We start from the raw sequence: 16,408 nt of genomic DNA, 5'->3' as shown, positions 1-16,408 counted from the left end.
CATCAATCCCCATGCCCCGACCATCCCCCGCCGGCCACACCCCCGTCATCCGCCGCCCGAGTGACGGGGGCGCACACCCCCACCCCCACTCCCCACCAACACCCCCAGCGCCCACCGGGGGCGGCCTCCCCACAACCCGCCCCCGGCCAGGACGCCCCTCAGTGCGACCAGTAGGGGCGGGATCCCCAGGGGCTGTTACGCCGCCTTCAGGGCCTCGCGCCAGCTGACGCGGGCGCCGCTGCGGAGGACGGAGTTGCGGTAGATGCGGGCGGCGAAGCGGATCAGCAGAACGGCCAGGGCGACGGTGAGCAGCAGGGCGGTGACGCTCTGCCAGATCGGCGCCACGCCGAGGGCGATCCGCATCGGCATCAGGACCGGGGCGAAGAGCGGGACCATCGAGAGGACGGTCAGCAGGCTGTTGTCCGGGGTGCCGGGCAGGACCGAGATGCCGATGATCCAGGAGGCCATGATCGGCATGACCAGCGGGAACTGGACGCCGGCCAGGTCCTCCTGACGGGAGACCAGGGCGCCCGCGGCGGCGAAGAGGTTGGCGTAGAGGGCGAAGCCGGCCAGGTACCAGGCCACCGCCCAGAGCACGGCCGAGGCCGAGCCGCCGAGCGAGAGCGACAGGGTGCCGGTGAGTTTGCCCGCGGCCACGCCGGCGCCGCCGACCACCGCGACCTGGACCAGACCGAGCAGTCCTATGCCCAGCACCTTGCCCGCCATCAGCTGCCAGGGGCGCAGGGTGGCCAGCAGCAGTTCGACCACCCGGCTGCTCTTCTCCTCGACCACGCCCTGCGCGATCATCGGGCCGCAGGTCATCAGGGAGAGGTAGATCAGGAAACCGGCGACGATCCCCACGATCAGGTGCTGCGTGTGGGCCGGCTTGGGCGGCTGCAGGGTCGACACCTGCACGCTCGCCGCGCCCGCCGCCTCGGCCACCTGGCCCGGGTCACCGCCGAGTCGGGTGATCTGGGCATCCAGCGCCTGTTCCCGCGCGACGGCGCCGAGCACGCCGCGCAGCGTGCCGTCCAGGGACTTGTTCACGGTGACCTGCAGGCCCTGCGGCGCGCTCATCACCAGGGCGTTGAGCTGTCCGCCGCGCACCTGGGCCTGGCCGGCCGCCTGGTCGGGGACGGTCCGGGTGACCACGTGCTGCCCGGCGGCGGTGCCCGCGGCCTCCAACGGCGCGGAGAGCGGGGCGTCCTGGCGCAGCAGGCCGATCGTCTGGGTGCTCTGGCCGCCGGTGTGCACGAAGTGGAAGATCACGCTGGTCGCGACGACCGCCAGCACCATCACGGCGAGGCTGATCCGGTACGCCTTGGAGCGCACCCGGGTGGTCCACTCGCGCCGGGCCACCAGGGTGATGGCGTCGCGCGACTCCAGCCTGATGTCCTGGCCGTTCATTCCGCCGGTCTCGCTGGTCTCGCTGGTCCCGCTGGTGCGGTTCATCCCACTCGTCCCGTTCGTGCCGCTCATGACGCGTCCTCCTGCTCGCTCACCACGTGCCGGAACAGCTCGGTCAGCGACGGCCGCCGGCGGGCGAACTCGCGCACCGGCCCGGTGGCCAGCGCCGCCGCCAGCACCGCCTGGCCGTCGGTGCCCGGCGCGAGTTCGAGGACGGTACGGCTGCCCTCCATCCGGTGCGAGGTGACGCCGGGCACCCCGGCCGCCCAGCCGCCCGGGGCCGCCGGCGCGTCCACCACCAGCAGCTCCCCGCCGCCGGAGCGCAGTTCGTCCACCGGGCCGCAGGCGACCATCGCACCGGAGCGGACGATGCCGACCCGGTCGCAGAGCCGCTCCACCAGCTCCAGCTGGTGGCTGGAGAAGATCACCGGCACCCCGGACGCCGCCTTGTCCCGGAGCACCTCGCTCATCACGTCCACCGCCACCGGGTCCAGCCCGGAGAACGGCTCGTCCAGCACCAGGATCACCGGGTCGTGCACCAGGGCGGCGGCGAGCTGGACCCGCTGCTGGTTGCCCAGGCTGAGCTTCTGGACCTCGTCGCCGATCCGGGCCGCCACGCCGAGGCGCTCGGTCCACTCGCGGGTGGCCCGGGTGGCCTCGGCCGCGCTCAGGCCGTGCAGCCTGGCCAGATACTCCAGTTGCTCGCCGACCCGCATCCGCGGGTAGAGGCCGCGCTCCTCGGGCATGTAGCCGATCCGGCTGCGGGTCCGCAGGGTGACCCGGTCACCGTCCCAGCGCACCTCCCCGGCGTCCGCCGCCAGCACGCCGAGCACGATCCGCATGGTCGTGGTCTTGCCGGCACCGTTGCTGCCGACGAAGCCGAAGATCTCCCCGGAACGGACCTCGAACGTCATCTCGCGCAGCGCCACGGTGTCGCCGTAGCGCTTGGAGAGGCCGTCCACCTCCAGCCTTCGCTCGCTCAGATTCACTGCCCGCTCCTCCCGTTCTTGGCCGGCCCCCGTTTCGACCGCCCAATAAAGTGATATCACTATGCTAGATTGATGCCAAGCGCTGGACGGAAGGAAACCTCGCGATGAGCCAGAACCAGCAACCACCCGTCACCGACCTTCCCGCCATGCCCGCACCCAAGGTCGAGGAACGCATCGCCACCGGCGCCCCCGGCCTGCCGATGCTCGGGCTGTGCCTGCTCCTGCTGCTCGGCGGCATCGCACTGGTCGTCACCGGCATCGCGCTGACCGCGAATCAGCACGGCACCCCGGGCGTCCCCCTGCTCGTCGTCGGCATCCTGGCGGTGCTGTCGGGCCTGGTCTGCACCCGCGGTCTGGCCGTGGTCGCCCCGGGCCAGGCCCGCGTGGTCACGCTGCTCGGCCGCTACCGCGGCACCCTGCGCCGCCCCGGGCTGACCTGGGTCAACCCGTTCAGCAACCTGCGCACGGTGTCCACCCGGATCCGCAACCAGGAGACCGCGATGGTCAAGGTCAACGACGCCGAGGGCAACCCGATCGAGATGGCCGCGGTGGTCGTCTGGCAGGTGGAGGACACCGCGAAGGCCGTCTTCGAGGTGGACGACTTCCGCCAGTTCGTCTCCATCCAGTCCGAGACCGCCGTGCGCCACATCGCCAACAGCTACCCCTACGACTCCCGCGAGGAGGGCCTGGTCTCGCTGCGCGACAGCGCCGAGGAGATCACCCGCACCCTGTCCGCCGAGATCTCCGCCCGGGTCGCCTCGGCCGGCGTGACCGTGATCGAGTCGCGCATCACCCGGTTGGCCTATGCGCCGGAGATCGCCCAGGTGATGCTGCAGCGCCAGCAGGCCGGTGCAGTGGTCGCGGCCCGGACCCGGATCGTCGAGGGCGCCGTCGGCATGGTCGAGCTGGCCCTGGCCCGGCTGGCCGAGCACGACGTCGTGGAACTCGACGAGGAGCGCAAGGCCGCCATGGTGAGCAACCTGCTGGTGGTCCTCTGCGGCGACCGCGGCACACAACCGGTGGTCAACACCGGCTCCCTCTACCAGTGAGCGCAGCTGGTGACCGTCGAACGCAAGAAGATCCTGCTGCGCCTCGATCCCGCGGTGCACGACGCACTGGCCCGCTGGGCGGGTGACGAACTGCGCAGCACCAACGCCCAGATCGAGTTCCTGCTGCGCCGCGCGCTCAGCGACGCCGGACGGATGCCGCGCGACGCGGCAGGAATGGCCCGCCGCGGGCGGCCGCCCAAGGCCACCCGGACGCCCGACGCCACGGCGACGGACGACGCGGCGGGGGACGACACCGCGGGGCGCGACTCCGCAGGAGGTGACGGGGACGCGGCGCGGTGAGCGCCGCCGGGCCGGCTCGCCGACTTCTCGGACCTTGCCGGTCCGCCCGACCTCCGGCAGCTGCGCAACACCCCTGCCTCCTGGGAATGACTCACTGTGGCCCCCGGCACCCGGACCGGATTGGAGCATCCGATGGGCCTCCCCGACACCCTCCCCGGCAAGCTCTACCTACTGGCATACCCACCGGACGCCGCCTGCCTGCGCCGCCGCGGCGAGCTCGGCCTGGTGCTGCGCGCGGCGGCCCTGACCGACCTGCTCCAGCGCGGCCTGATCGCCGACCGGGCCGGCTGCCCACTGCCGGACCGCCCGGCCCCCGCCCGTCTCGACCCGGTGCTGCGGAGCGTGCTGGACCAGATCACCGAGTCCAAGCCGCACGGCTGGGAGCGCTGGGTCAGAACGAAGGACCGTCCCTTCACCCTGGCGGTGCGCGACCGGCTCAGCGAGGAGGGCTACCTGGACCTGGCCGAGCACCGGGTGCTCGGCCTGTTCCCCACCCTGCGCCCGGTCCCGCGCGACCAGTCCGTGCGACAGCGCCTGGCCGCCGAGGTCGAAGCGGCCTTCACCGGCCCGGCCGAGCAGGTCGAGCCCTGGCGGGCCGCCGTGGTCGCACTGGCCGCCGCCGGCGACATGTCCACCGTGCTGCCCCGCCAGCGCCGACGTGCCGAGCGCGCCCGGATCGCCGAACTGACCGCGCTCACCGGACCAGCCCCGGCTGCCCTGCGCCGCGCCGTCCGGGCCCGGCACGCGGCGTACTCGAGCTGACGGCGGGCCGGCTGGGCCCGCCGAACCGGTTGGGCCGGTGGACCGGTCCGGCCAGTGGGGCCGACGAGGCCCGGCGAGCTGCGGCGTCAGCCCTGCGGCGGCTGCTGGTACGGGCCGGGCTGGGGCTGCTGGTACGGGTTGCCCTGGGCAGGCGGCTGCTGCGGGGGCTGCCCGTACGGCGGCTGACCGGGGCCGTACGCGGGCGGCGGACCGAAGCCCTGCGCCGGCGGGGTGTGCGGAGCCGGCGGGCCCTGCGGGGGCACCGGGTAGCCGTACGGCGCGCCGGGTGCCGGGGGCGCGGTGGCCGCAGCCCCCTTGCGGCGCAGGACGAAGAAGACCACGCCGCCGATGACCAGCACCGCGAGGACGGCACCGCCGATGATCAGCGGCATGCTGCTGGAGGACTTCCCGGACGCGTGGGTCGCGGGCACCGGGGCCGCGGAAGCGCTGTTGGCGGTGGAGCCGGTCGGTGCGGCACCGGTCGCCGGAGCGGAGGCGGCGGCCGAGGGGGAGGCGGGGGCGGATGCGGACGCCGAGCCGGGGGGATTCACGTCGATGCCGGCGGCGATCAGCGGATTCACGTCGGCCGGTCCGGGGTCACCGGTGTAGTGGATCGCGTTGCGGGGGCTGACGTTGCCGAAGCCGATGTAGTCGGACCGGTTGGCGCCGTTGTTGGGCTTGTTGGCGGTGTTCATCAGGACGCGGAGGATCTGGTTGCCGGTCCAGTCGGGGTGGACCTGCCAGAGGACGGCGGCGGTGGCGGCAACCAGCGCAGTCGCGTCGGAGGTGCCGTGGCTCTTGCAGTACCCCGACGGGTCGATGCAGGCACTGATGATGTCCTGTCCAGGTCCCGCAAGGGCGATCTGTGGGCCGTACTCGGATTCGGCCGTGTGGTTCCCCTGCTCATCGAAGGCGGCGATGGCAGCGACGCCCGAGGCCACCGAGGGGTACATCGGCCAGTTGCCCTCCTGCCCGCTGTTTCCCGCACCAGCCACGATCAGCCGTCCCTTGCTGATCGCGTAGTTGACGGCGTCCTGCAGTGCCGAGACATCCGACGGCGAAATGTCAATGTTTCGAATCGCCTGCGAGATGCTGATCACCTTGGCGCCTTGATCAACTGCGTAGGTGATGCCCTCGTCGATCTGCTTGAGGGATGCCGGAGCCCCGATGGCCGTGCTCGAATTTGAGTTCGTGTTGACCTTGATCGGCAGAATCCGTGCGCCGGGCGCAAGACCCTCAGCACCCTTGCCATCGAAGTTCTTGCCTGATCCAGCGATAACGCTTGCCATCCCGGTGCCGTGGCCCTCGGGATCAGTGTTCACTCCGCCGGGGAGGCCGCTGAGGTCCTTGCCAGGCAGGACCTGACCGACCAGATCCGGCAGATCGGCCTTGACGCCACTGTCGATCACCGCGACGGTGACACCCGCCCCAGTGCTGGTCTGCCAGACCTCCGGCATGTGCAGCGCGTCCAGGTGCCACTCATCGCCGCGCGGCGTGTCAGCCGCCTGCGCCGCCGTGGCCAGACCGCCACCCAGACACATGGTCAAGGCAAGCGCTGCGGCCACCCGCCGCCGCATGCCCGCGCCTGATCGCCGCATCACGCTCTCCTCATCGCCGTGGCTGGCCGAACACCGGCTCGACCGAACAGATCTGCCCGGCCAGCGAGACTCACCCAGTGGCCGGGCAGGAGATCCGAGCCTTACTCAATCACGTCCGGATTGCTCTCCGGGGTTCCACCCAGCCACGTCTCCTCGTCCTCGACGAGGTAGTCGGCGCGGCCACGGCGGTCCTTGCTCCGCTTCTTGGCACTCCCGTGAGCGCCGGGCAACATGCCGGCCTGGCCCTCGGCGGCCGGGCGCCCCTCGCCGTTGGCACCGGCACGGGCCCGCAGGCCGCTGCCGCCCGGGGTGAACTCACCGCTCGCACCGGGACCACGGCTGCTGCCGACCTCGCCACCCTCGGTGGACACCAACCCGCGACCACGGGCGCCGCTGCCACTGCCGACACCGCCACCACCGAAGCCGCCACGGGCACCGCCACCGGCCCCCATGCCGCCACCGGCCATGCCCCGGCTGCCGGCGCCGCCGCCCATGCCGCCGGCGGACTCCTCCGCACCGATCGCGTTCGCGCCGAGCTGGGAGCGCCCTGACACGGCGCCAGGACGACTGACACCGCCGGAGATCCCCTCCTCCGGACCAGGTCCGCTCGCGCCGCCGAGCCGGTTGGTGGTGCGGGGCGCGGGGAAGCCGCCGTCCGGGTAGCCGGAGGTCTTGCCGCCGGGGTAGCCGCCGAGGCTGCCGCCTGGCACACCGGTCACGGTTCCCGGGTAGCCGCCGAAGCCGATCGGACCGTTCGGACCGGTCGGGACGCTGCCCCCACCCGGGACGCCCTGCGGGGGCAGCCCACCGGTGGTGCCGGTCGGCGGCGGCAGGGTCGGCGCCGGCGGGGCGCTGTCGATGCCGGTGCTCGGCGGCGGAACAACCGGGTTGGAGACCGGCGGGTTCACCGGGACGGGCTGCACCGGAATGGGCTGCACCGGGCCAACGGGCTGGTAGGGCTGCCTGACTGGACCCGTGTGCACCGGCGGGGGCTTCGGCGGGTTGGGCACCGGCGTCGGGCCCGTGACCGGCGGATGCACGGTGGGCGGTGCGGGCTGCACGACGCGCTGCTGCGGAGACGGCTGGTAGGTGGACCCGCCGCCACGGCTACCGCCTGACGTACCGCCCCCGTTTGAGCCACCACCGTAGTTGACGCCAGTGGCACTCCAGACGGACTGCGGCTCCGGCCCCATCACCGACGTCGGTGTCGGCGGGAACAGCGGCGGCGTCTGCGACTGTATCTCCGACGTCGACTGCGTGTACGCGCCCGCCAGCGTCGTCATCGCGGTGATGGCGTCCTCGTGGTCCTTCGTGACGTTGGCCTGCGCGGCCTGCATCTCCGCGGTGGTCACGAAGTTGGGGTTCTGCGCCTTCATCTGCGCCTCGCTGGCGAGGGGCACGCACGGCTGCCAGTTGTACCGGTTGACCGTGTCCATGTCCTTGCTCGGCAGCGGCGGGATCGCCTTGCTCGCCGTGCCCAGCGCGGTGCTCGCCGTCTCCAGCGAGGTGGAGGAGGTCTGCGCGTAGTCGCTCAGGTTCTGGGTGGCGGTGGAGATCTTGCCCGCCCAGTCCCGGAAACTGTCGGCGGCCGGACCGGTCCACTCCAGCTGCCGGACGTTGCTCGTCAGCTGCTGACTGATGTCGCTCAGCGTGGTGGACGCGCTGCTCAGCGCACCGCTGCGGTTGGACAGCGTGGTCGGATCCGCGTTCTTGACCATGTCCAGCAGCTGCTGGTGCGACATGCCGGCGAAATAGCTGTGCGTGTCGTCGACGGAAGGATTGGGCATCACAGGCTCCCCGTGCCGGTGTCGATTCGGTTGCTGGGCAGGCTCATCCGACGTTGCTGCCTGTTCCGCCGCCCGTGGTGGTGCTGCCACCGGTCGTGGTGGTGCCACCGGTGGTGACCGAGGCCTGAGTCGTCGTGCCGCCGGTCGTCGTCGTGCCGCTCGTCGTGGTGCCGTCGGACGGAACGGCCGCGACGATGCCCGTCGGGTTCACCCCGGAGGTGTACTGCGCGTCGGTCTGGTTGTGGATCTTCCAGAGCGTCTCGCGCTGCGAATCGTCCACGTTCTGGTAGCCGTTGATCGAGATGTTGATCGCGATGCTCATCGCCTCGATCTGGTTCGACAGCGCGGTCGAGAGCGTCTCGAGGTTGGTGTGCACGATGTTGTACGCGCTGTACAGGTCACCGGACTGTGGAAAGCCGGTGCCGAAGTGGGTCTGCTCCAGGCTCTGCTGAGCGATCTTCGGCTGCGACGCGTCCGAGCCGTCCAGCGAGGTCAGCATCGCGTCGACGCGCTTCTTGAACTCGGTCAGCGTCTCCATCTCGAGCGAGAGGTTCTGTGTCCCGCCCGCGTCCACGGCCAGCTGACGCGCCATGTCGTAGGTGGCGTTCTTGGCCCCCTGCTGAAAGTAGCTGGGCGCGGCAACCGGGCCGCCGTCGCCCGCAGACACCATCTCAACCATTGCGGTGCACCTCCCCCGTACACGGACCGGCCAGCGGGCCGCCGTGCCGCAACACTTCATCGCCTTCGAAATCTCACACCGGTACGTGGCCGAGCGCCTATTGACCAGGCAGCGACAGCCATGGGACATCCTAGCGAGCACCTCTGTCAGCACGGCAGTGGCCATGGGATTGCGGGCCGTTATCGGTACGGACTTGTCATGCTGGCCTCGTCCGGACGTAACGCCACCACGGCAGTGTTCCTGGACGAAGGGCCCTCCGAAACCCCGTCAGGGCAGTGCACCCGGGATTCCCCCGGGAGAGCGGCCCGGCGAGACCGGCCCGGGCAGGAACTGCCCGGCGACACCGGCCCGGCGACAGCAGCACCGCACGGATATGGCAGGTTTGACCCATATGAGCAGCAGTCCAGCCCCACGACCGCCCTGGTGGGCCCACGCGGCCCGGCCAACCCGCCCCGCCGTCCCGTGGGCGCTGATGGTGCGGGCGGCGGCCGGGACGGCGCTGCCGCTCCTCGGGGGACTGGCCTGCGGGCGGCTGGGGTTCGGGGTGTTCGCGGCGCTGGGTGCGATGCACGCCACGATCAACGACCGGATGGAGCCGGCCTGGTCGCGCGTCCAGCGGATCGGCTCGGCGGTCGGGGCCTCGGCGCTGGGCATGGCGATCGGCGGGGCACTGCGGCACTTCGACGTTCCACTGCCGGCCGCGGTCGCGGTGCTGACGCTGCTGGGCTTCGCCTCCGGCGCGCTCAGCGCCACCGGGCCGCGCGGCTCGGGCGCGGGGATGCTGCTGCTGGTCTCGGCGGCGCTGGGCGACGGGATGGCCCCGGCCCACCCGTGGTGGGCGGCCGGACCGCTGATGCTGCTCGGCGCGGCCCTGGTGCTGCTGCTCGGACTGCCGTACCGCCCGGCCCGCCCTGCGGACGATCCCCGGGTCCAGGCCCTGGCCTCGGTGTACCAGGCACTCGGCGAGCTGCTGGCGGCGCTCGGCACACCGCAGGGAGCGCCGGCCCGACGGGTGCTGACGGCCCGTCTGAACCAGCTGCAGGACCTGCTGCAGAACCCGCTGGCCGACCTGCTGCCCCGCCCCCGCCATCCCCATCCCCGCAGCCAGGCCGGCCCCCGCCCGCAGGACTCCGCCGAGCTGCGCCGGCTGCACCGCGCGTACGAGGCGGCGCTGGCGGCGAGCGAGGCGGCGACCGGGCTGCTCTGGGCCCAGCGCCCGGTACCGCCGCAGGTCGCCGCCCTGCCGGGAGCCCTGGCCCGCCAACTCATTGCTCCCGCAGCCGCCACAACCCCCGACACCACACCCGCGGGCACCCCGGGGACCGCCGCCACCGACACGCCGCAGCTGCCCGACTGGTCCCCCGACACCCCGGCCCGTCAGGCCCTGGACGCCGCCCTGCGCACCGCCGCCGACGCGGTGGCCGGCCGGGCGGGCGACCCGGCGACCGCCGTCCGGGCCGCCGCCGCACCGCCGCCGGACCCGTGGCGGCTGCGGGCGCGCCTGCTGTCCCGGGGCTCGGTGCGGTACGGGAGCCGGGTGGCACTGTGCGTCGCGGTGGCCGAGCTGGTGACGGCAGGACTGCCGCTGGACCGCGCGTACTGGGTGCCGATGACGGTGGCGTTCGTGCTCAAGCCGGACCTCGGTTCGGTCTTCCTGCGCGCGGTCAGCCGCGCGGTCGGCACCGTGCTGGGGGTGGCGCTGACCGCGGCGCTGCTGTCGCTGACCACCGAGCCCTGGCTGCTGGCCGCGGTCGCCGCGCTCTGCGTGGCGCTGCTGCCCTACTCGGCGGCGGCGCACTACGGGCTGAACACCGCGGTGATGACGCCGATGGCGCTGGTGCTGGTGCAGTTGGGCGGCCAGAGCGGGGTGGCCGAGGTCGGGCCGCGGGTGCTGGACACGCTGCTGGCGAGCCTGATCGTGCTGGTCTTCGGCTACCTGCTGTGGCCCGAGCGGGCGCCGCACCGGATCGAGCCGCGGATCGTCACGGCCACCGGCACGCTGCGCGCCTACCTGCTCTCGGTGACCGGGCCCGCCGAGCCCACCGGACCGACCGGACCGACCGTGCCCACCGCACCGACCGCGCCGACCGCACCCGCCGCACCCGCCGCACCCCCCGCGAAGGAGCGCGCCCCCTCCCAGGTCTGGCTGCGCCGCACCGCCTACCGCGCACTGGCGGACGCCCGGCAGGAGGTGCGGTACGGGCTGACCGAGCCGCCGCCGGCCGGGCGCCGCGCGGAGGCCTGGCTGCCGGCCACGGCCGCGCTGGAGCGGCTCGGCGGCGCCGTGGCCGCCTACGCGGCGCAGCTGCGCTACGGCGGCCGGACGAACGAACCGGCGGAGGTGGCCCGGGTCCTGGCCGCGCTGGACCGGCTGGCCGCAGCCGCCCGCGCGCACCGCCCCCCGGACGGCCGCACCGAGCGGCCGGCCGGCCCGCACAACCCCGAGCGCAGCGCACTCGCCCAAGCAGCCGGGGAGTTGGAGCAGCTACTCGGCTGAAGCCGACCGGACCGAAGCCGACCGAGCCTCAGCACCAGCCCTCAGCACCAGCCCTCCTGAGGCGTTCTCCTGAGGACGCCTCAGGAGGCGTCCTCGGCCAGCTCCAGCCAGCTCAGCTCCAACTCCTCCTTCTCCTCGCGCACCTTGCGCAGCTTCGCGTCCAGCTCGGCGATCTTGCTGAAGTCGGCGGCGTGCTCGGCCATCTGACCGTGCAGCTTGCTCTCCTCCTTGTCGAGCTTCGCGATCTGACGCTCGATCCGCTGCAGCTCCTTCTTCGCGGCCCGGGTGTCGCCCATCGGCTTCGCGGGCGCCACGGCGATGGCCGGCGCGGCGGCGGCCACCACGGCGGCGCGGCGCTCCAGGTACTCGTCCACGCCGTTCGGCAGCATCCGCATCCGGCGGTCGCCGAGCAGCGCCTGCACGGTGTCGGTGGTGCGCTCGATGAAGAAGCGGTCGTGGCTGATCACGATCATCGAGCCGGGCCAGCCGTCGAGCACGTCCTCCAGCTGGTTGAGCGTCTCGATGTCCAGGTCGTTGGTGGGCTCGTCCAGGAAGAGCACGTTGGGCTCGTCCATCAGCAGCCGCAGCAGCTGCAGCCGGCGCCGCTCGCCACCGGACAGGTCGCCGACCGGCGTCCACTGCTTGTCCTTGCCGAAGCCGAACTGCTCGCAGAGCTGACCGGCGCTCATCTCGCGGCCCTTGCCGAGGTCCACGCGCGAGCGCACCTGCTCGACGGCCTGCAGCACCCGGGTGGCGGGGTCGAGCTCGGCGACCTCCTGGGAGAGGTAGGCCAGCCGCACCGTCTTGCCGACCTTGATCACGCCGGACGCCGGCTGCACGTCGCCCTGCGTGGCGTAGGCCGCCTGCATGGCGCGCAGCAGCGAGGTCTTGCCGGCGCCGTTGACGCCGAGCAGGCCGATCCGGTCACCGGGGCCGAGGTTCCAGGTCAGGTGCTCCAGCAGCAGCTTGTCACCGGCCTTGACGGTGATGTCCTCCAGCTCGAAGACGGTGCGGCCCAGTCGCGCGTTGGCGAACTTCATCAGCTCGCTCTTGTCGCGCGGCTCCGGCACGTCGGCGATCAGCGCGTTGGCCGCCTCGATCCGGTAGCGCGGCTTGGAGGTCCGGGCGGGGGCGCCGCGGCGCAGCCAGGCCAGCTCCTTGCGGGCCAGGTTCTGCCGCTTCTGCTCCTCGGTCGCCTCGATCCGCGAGCGCTCGGCGCGCGCGAAGACGTAGTCGGAGTAGCCGCCCTCGTACTCGCGCACCTCGCCGCGCTGCACGTCCCACATCCGGGTGCAGACCTGGTCCAGGAACCACCGGTCGTGGGTCACGCAGACCAGCGCCGAGCGGCGGTTCTGCAGGTGCTGGGCGAGCCAGGCGATGCCCTCGACGTCCAGGTGGTTGGTGGGCTCGTCGAGCACGATCAGGTCGGGCTCGCCGAGCAGCAGCTTGGCCAGCGCGATCCGGCGGCGCTCGCCACCGGAGAGCGGGCCGATCACGGTGTCCAGGCCGTTCGCGAAGCCGGGCAGGTCCAGACCGCCGAACAGGCCCTGGATGATGTCGCGGATCCGGCCGTCACCGAGCCACTCGTGGTCGGCCCGGTCGGCGATCACCTCGTGCCGGATGGTGGCCTTCGGGTCGAGCGAGTCGTGCTGCGTGAGCACCGCCATCTGCAGCCCGCCGGAGTGGGTGATCCGGCCGGTGTCCGGCTCCTCGAGCTTGGCGAGCATCCGGACCAGCGTGGTCTTGCCGTCGCCGTTGCGCCCGACGACGCCGATCCGGTCCCCCTCGCTGACGCCGAGGCTGACCCCGTCGAGAAGGGCCCGGGTGCCGTAGACCTTCGTGACGGACTCGATGGTGGCGAGGTTGACGGCCACTAGTGCTGCGCTCCTGGGCTGGACGGACTGGAGCCTCCAGCCTAGGGCCTCGCGCTCGCGCCGTCGGCGCTGGTGATCATCCGGACGTGATCACCCGGGCCCCCGGCACCGGGCCGTGGGTGGGGTGGGCGGTGCGGCAGGTGCCGGAGGCGGTCAGGGCCTCGGCGACGCTGTCGGCCGCGGCGGCGTCCTTGACCAGGAAGGCGCAGGTCGGGCCGGAGCCGGAGACCAGGGCACCGAGGGCACCGGCCGCGAGGCCGGCGGCCAGGCAGTCGGCGAGGGCGGGGCGCAGCGAGAGGGCGGCGGCCTGCAGGTCGTTGGTCAGGGCGGCGGCCAGCGCCACCGGATCGCCCTCGGCCAGCGCGGCCAGCAGCGCGCGGTCGGCGTCGGGGGTGGGCACCTCGCTCTCGGTGTGGCCGGTGCCGGCGGCCTCGCGCAGCCGGTCGCACTCGCGGAAGACGGCGGGCGTGGACAGGCCGCCCTCGGCCACCGCGAAGACCCAGTGGAAGCCGCCGCCCACCGGCAGCGGCTCCAGCAGCTCGCCCCGGCCGCGGCCCAGCGCGACGCCGCCCAGCAGCGCGAACGGCACGTCGGAGCCCAGCTCGGCGGCGAGCGCGAGCAGCTCGGGCAGCGGGGTGTCCAGGCCCCACAGCGCATCGCAGGCGACCAGCGCGGCCGCCCCGTCGGCGCTGCCGCCGGCCATCCCGCCGGCCACCGGGATGGCCTTGGCGATGTGCAGCTCGACGCCCGGCTCGATGCCGTGGTGCGCAGCCAGCAGGCGGGCGGCGCGGGCGGCCAGGTTGCTCTCGTCCAGCGGGACCAGCGCGGCGTCCGGGCCGGTGCAGGTCAGCGTGACCCCGGTGCCGGGCCGGGCCGTCACCTCGTCGCCGAGCGCCACCGCGAAGAAGACGTTCGCCAGGTCGTGGAAGCCGTCGCCGCGCAGACCGCCGACGCCGAGCTGGACGTTGACCTTGGCAGGCACCCGGACGGTGATCACTGGTGGGGCCCCTTCGGCTTGTGCTCGGCGATGGCGGCGAACTGCTCGACGGTGAGCATCTCGCCGCGCAGGGTGTGGTCGATGCCGGCGGCGGCGATCGCCTGCTCGGCGGCGGCCGGCGAGCCGGCCCAGCCGGCCAGCGCGGCCCGCAGCGTCTTGCGGCGCTGGGCGAATGCGGCGTCCACCACCGCGAAGACCTCGGTGCGCGAGGCGGTGGTGACCGGCGGCTGACGGCGGATCAGCGAGACCAGGCCGGAGTCGACGTTGGGCGCCGGCCAGAAGACGTTGCGGCCGATCGCACCGGCCCGCTTGACCTCGGCGTACCAGTTGGCCTTGACCGACGGCACGCCGTAGACCTTGTTGCCGGGCTTGGCGGCCAGCCGGTCGGCCACCTCGGACTGCACCATCACCAGGGTCCGCTCGATGCTGGGGAAGGTGGCCAGCATGTGCAGCAGCACCGGGACGGCGACGTTGTACGGCAGGTTGGCCACCAGCGCGGTGGGCGCGGGGCCGGGCAGCTCGGTGACCTCCATCGCGTCGCTGAGGACCAGGTCGAAGCGGCCGGCGGCGGACGGCATCCGGGCGGCGACGGTGGCCGGCAGGTGCTGGGCGAGCAGCGGGTCGATCTCGACGGCGGTGACGTGCGCGGCCACCTCGAGGAGCGCCAGGGTGAGCGAACCGAGCCCGGGCCCGACCTCCACCACCGCGTCCTCGGGGGTCACCCCGCCGGCCCGGACGATCCGGCGCACGGTGTTGGCGTCGATCACGAAGTTCTGCCCGCGCTGCTTGGTCGGGCGGACCCCGAGCGTGGCGGCCAGCTCCCGGATGTCGGAGGCGCCGAGCAGGTGACTGTCAGGGGTGGGGTCGGTGGTGCTCACCGGGCAAGGATAGGCGTTCGCGTGGCCGCTCGATCAGTAACCGAAGGCACGCGCGGTGTTCGTCGCGATCGCGCTGCTCAGCTCCTCCTCGGTCAGCCCCAGGGTCTGGGCCATCGAGCGCACCGTGACCGGGATCAGGTACGGCGCGTTGGGGCGGCCGCGGTAGGGGTGCGGGGTGAGGAACGGCGCGTCGGTCTCCACCAGCACCCGCTCCAGCGGGGTGACGGCCAGCGCGTCACGCAGCGGCTGGTTGGCCTTGAAGGTGACCGGGCCGGCGAAGGAGAGGTACCAGCCGTGCTCGGCGCAGACCTTGGCCATCTCGGCGTCGCCCGAGTAGCAGTGGAAGACGGTCCGCTCCGGGGCGCCCTCGGCCAGCAGCACCTCGATGACGTCCTGGTGGGCGTCCCGGTCGTGGATCACCAGGGCCTTGCCGTGCCGCTTGGCGATCTCGATGTGGCGCCGGAAGGACTCCTTCTGGATGTCCACGCCCTCGGGGCCGGTGCGGAAGTAGTCGAGGCCGGTCTCGCCGACCGCGCGCACCTGCGGGAGCGCGGCCAGCCGGTCGATCTCGGCGAGCGCCTCCTCCAGCGCCGCCGACCCGCCCGGGGTGCGCCGCTGTCCCGACCACCCGTCGCCCTCCTCGCCGGGCAGAGGCGTGCCGAGGACCAGCCGGGGCGCCTCGTTGGGGTGCAGCGCGACTGCCGCGTGCACCTGCTCGAACTCGGCGGCGAGTTCGGCGGCCCAGCGCGAGCCCGGCAGGTCGCAGCCGACCTGCACCACGGTGGTCACGCCCACTGCGGCGGCCTTGGCCAGCGCCTCGGCCGGGCTGCCGGACTGCATGTCCAGGTGGGTGTGCGAGTCGGCCACCGCGACCGCCAGCGGTGCGGGCGGCGGGGGCGGGGTGGTGCGGTCGTCCTTGGCAGCCATGGTCCAGAAGCCTAGCGGGGCGTGCCGCGCGGGCCCGTCCGGCGGGGGCGGGCCCGCGTGCGGCGGGCGCTCGGCGCGATCAGGCGGCGGGCAGCCAGAACTGGTACCAGTGCTGCCGGTGCCTGGTCTCCTTGGGTGCGGCCGGCTCGGCAGGCTCCGCGTGGGCGGCGTAGCCCGGCGTGTAGTGCGGGGAGCTCTCGACCGCGGCCACCCGTCCCGGACGCATGATCCGCACGGTGTGGCCACCGCAGCCCGGGCAGCTCGGCTGCAGCAGCGGCGAGGGAACCCGCACCCCGTTGGCGTAGTACTGGACGATCGTGTGTCCGTCCTCGGCCCGGTGGTGCTGGATGTCGTACGACTGCTCCCAGCCGTAGCCGCAGCTCAGGCAGGCGAAGGAGTAGGCCTCCTGCACCGTGGCGCCGGAGGGGTGCAGTCCACCGACGTGCTGCGCGGCGGCCATGCCGCCGGTGCCCGGGTGGGGTGCACGGTCCGGGGTGTCCGGGGCCGGCTTCAGGTCGGCCACCGGAGTGCCGCCCAGAGGGCTACCGATTGTGTCGCTCATCGCGGTCTCCCAGCGCCCGCCGGACGTTCGTCCGGTTCGGGTCTTTCCATCCGATGAAATGCCCCAGCGCCCCGAACCGATGCCCGGCTTGCCGAGACTTGG

General features: G+C 73.1%; 14 protein-coding genes. 4 read left to right on the top strand and 10 right to left on the bottom strand.

Going from position 1 to position 16,408, the window contains the following annotated elements; translation table 11 throughout:
- Positions 1-195 precede the first annotated feature (195 nt).
- Both OG294_RS23545 and OG294_RS23540 read right to left on the bottom strand, forming a co-directional pair.
- On the bottom strand, positions 196-1,479 hold the full coding sequence (locus OG294_RS23545; RefSeq protein ID WP_327068519.1) for an ABC transporter permease: 1,284 nt from the start codon (positions 1,477-1,479) through the stop codon (positions 196-198).
- Complete coding sequence (locus OG294_RS23540) at positions 1,476-2,396, bottom strand: ABC transporter ATP-binding protein (protein WP_327068518.1); 921 nt, start codon at positions 2,394-2,396, stop codon at positions 1,476-1,478. The genes OG294_RS23545 and OG294_RS23540 overlap by 4 nt, the downstream gene beginning before the upstream one ends.
- A gap of 104 nt (positions 2,397-2,500) precedes the next feature.
- Between OG294_RS23540 and OG294_RS23535 the strand changes: the two genes are divergently transcribed.
- The 3 genes from OG294_RS23535 to OG294_RS23525 all read left to right on the top strand — a co-directional run bounded on the left by OG294_RS23535 (position 2,501) and on the right by OG294_RS23525 (position 4,507).
- Complete coding sequence (locus OG294_RS23535) at positions 2,501-3,445, top strand: SPFH domain-containing protein (protein ID WP_327068517.1); 945 nt, start codon at positions 2,501-2,503, stop codon at positions 3,443-3,445.
- Positions 3,446-3,451: 6 nt separating this feature from the next.
- Positions 3,452-3,745, top strand: coding sequence for a hypothetical protein (locus OG294_RS23530; RefSeq protein WP_327071639.1), 294 nt, complete (start codon positions 3,452-3,454; stop codon positions 3,743-3,745).
- Between the two features lie 132 nt (positions 3,746-3,877).
- Positions 3,878-4,507: a GOLPH3/VPS74 family protein gene (locus OG294_RS23525; RefSeq protein ID WP_327068516.1), complete on the top strand. Its 630-nt coding sequence runs from the start codon at positions 3,878-3,880 to the stop codon at positions 4,505-4,507.
- A gap of 86 nt (positions 4,508-4,593) precedes the next feature.
- Here OG294_RS23525 and OG294_RS23520 read toward each other — a convergent pair whose 3' ends face one another.
- From OG294_RS23520 to OG294_RS23510, 3 genes are all read right to left on the bottom strand, one after another.
- Entirely contained in the window at positions 4,594-6,084 is a 1,491-nt protein-coding gene (locus tag OG294_RS23520; protein ID WP_327068515.1) for a S8 family serine peptidase, read from the bottom strand.
- Positions 6,085-6,206: 122 nt separating this feature from the next.
- Positions 6,207-7,892, bottom strand: coding sequence for a WXG100 family type VII secretion target (locus OG294_RS23515; RefSeq protein WP_327068514.1), 1,686 nt, complete (start codon positions 7,890-7,892; stop codon positions 6,207-6,209).
- A gap of 43 nt (positions 7,893-7,935) precedes the next feature.
- Positions 7,936-8,571 (bottom strand): hypothetical protein, encoded by a 636-nt coding sequence (locus OG294_RS23510; protein ID WP_327068513.1) that lies wholly within the window; start codon positions 8,569-8,571, stop codon positions 7,936-7,938.
- A 391-nt stretch (positions 8,572-8,962) separates the two neighbouring features.
- On the opposite strand from OG294_RS23510, the gene OG294_RS23505 reads away from it, so the two are divergent.
- On the top strand, positions 8,963-11,068 hold the full coding sequence (locus OG294_RS23505; RefSeq protein ID WP_327068512.1) for an FUSC family protein: 2,106 nt from the start codon (positions 8,963-8,965) through the stop codon (positions 11,066-11,068).
- A gap of 80 nt (positions 11,069-11,148) precedes the next feature.
- On the opposite strand, the gene OG294_RS23500 is transcribed toward OG294_RS23505, so the two are convergent.
- The 5 genes from OG294_RS23500 to OG294_RS23480 all read right to left on the bottom strand — a co-directional run bounded on the left by OG294_RS23500 (position 11,149) and on the right by OG294_RS23480 (position 16,306).
- Entirely contained in the window at positions 11,149-12,942 is a 1,794-nt protein-coding gene (locus OG294_RS23500) for an ABC-F family ATP-binding cassette domain-containing protein (RefSeq protein ID WP_327068511.1), read from the bottom strand.
- A gap of 76 nt (positions 12,943-13,018) precedes the next feature.
- Positions 13,019-13,939 (bottom strand): 4-(cytidine 5'-diphospho)-2-C-methyl-D-erythritol kinase, encoded by a 921-nt coding sequence (locus OG294_RS23495; RefSeq protein ID WP_327068510.1) that lies wholly within the window; start codon positions 13,937-13,939, stop codon positions 13,019-13,021.
- Entirely contained in the window at positions 13,936-14,817 is an 882-nt protein-coding gene (gene rsmA / locus OG294_RS23490; RefSeq protein ID WP_327068509.1) for a 16S rRNA (adenine(1518)-N(6)/adenine(1519)-N(6))-dimethyltransferase RsmA, read from the bottom strand. Before rsmA ends, OG294_RS23495 begins: the two co-directional genes overlap by 4 nt.
- A gap of 33 nt (positions 14,818-14,850) precedes the next feature.
- Positions 14,851-15,744 carry a TatD family hydrolase gene (locus tag OG294_RS23485; protein ID WP_327068508.1) on the bottom strand — a complete coding sequence of 298 codons (894 nt, stop codon included), beginning with the start codon at positions 15,742-15,744 and terminating at the stop codon, positions 14,851-14,853.
- 79 nt (positions 15,745-15,823) lie between these two features.
- Complete coding sequence (locus tag OG294_RS23480) at positions 15,824-16,306, bottom strand: hypothetical protein (RefSeq protein WP_327068507.1); 483 nt, start codon at positions 16,304-16,306, stop codon at positions 15,824-15,826.
- Positions 16,307-16,408 lie beyond the last annotated feature (102 nt).

It is taken from the genome of Kitasatospora sp. NBC_01302 (assembly GCF_035976515.1).
GTDB lineage: Bacteria > Actinomycetota > Actinomycetes > Streptomycetales > Streptomycetaceae > Kitasatospora.
Note: the sequence above shows the minus strand (reverse complement) of the source record. Positions and strands in the feature narration are given on the sequence as shown.

Bases quoted from the DNA above. Each gene is read 5' to 3' on its own strand.
- OG294_RS23545 (WP_327068519.1), bottom strand. From the start codon at position 1,479: ATGAGCGGCACGAACGGGACGAGTGGGATGAACCGCACCAGCGGGACC.
- OG294_RS23535 (WP_327068517.1), top strand. From the start codon at position 2,501: ATGAGCCAGAACCAGCAACCACCCGTCACCGACCTTCCCGCCATGCCC.
- OG294_RS23525 (WP_327068516.1), top strand. From the start codon at position 3,878: ATGGGCCTCCCCGACACCCTCCCCGGCAAGCTCTACCTACTGGCATAC.
- OG294_RS23520 (WP_327068515.1), bottom strand. From the start codon at position 6,084: ATGCGGCGGCGGGTGGCCGCAGCGCTTGCCTTGACCATGTGTCTGGGT.
- OG294_RS23515 (WP_327068514.1), bottom strand. From the start codon at position 7,892: ATGCCCAATCCTTCCGTCGACGACACGCACAGCTATTTCGCCGGCATG.
- OG294_RS23510 (WP_327068513.1), bottom strand. From the start codon at position 8,571: ATGGTTGAGATGGTGTCTGCGGGCGACGGCGGCCCGGTTGCCGCGCCC.
- OG294_RS23505 (WP_327068512.1), top strand. From the start codon at position 8,963: ATGAGCAGCAGTCCAGCCCCACGACCGCCCTGGTGGGCCCACGCGGCC.
- OG294_RS23485 (WP_327068508.1), bottom strand. From the start codon at position 15,744: ATGGCTGCCAAGGACGACCGCACCACCCCGCCCCCGCCGCCCGCACCG.
- OG294_RS23480 (WP_327068507.1), bottom strand. From the start codon at position 16,306: ATGAGCGACACAATCGGTAGCCCTCTGGGCGGCACTCCGGTGGCCGAC.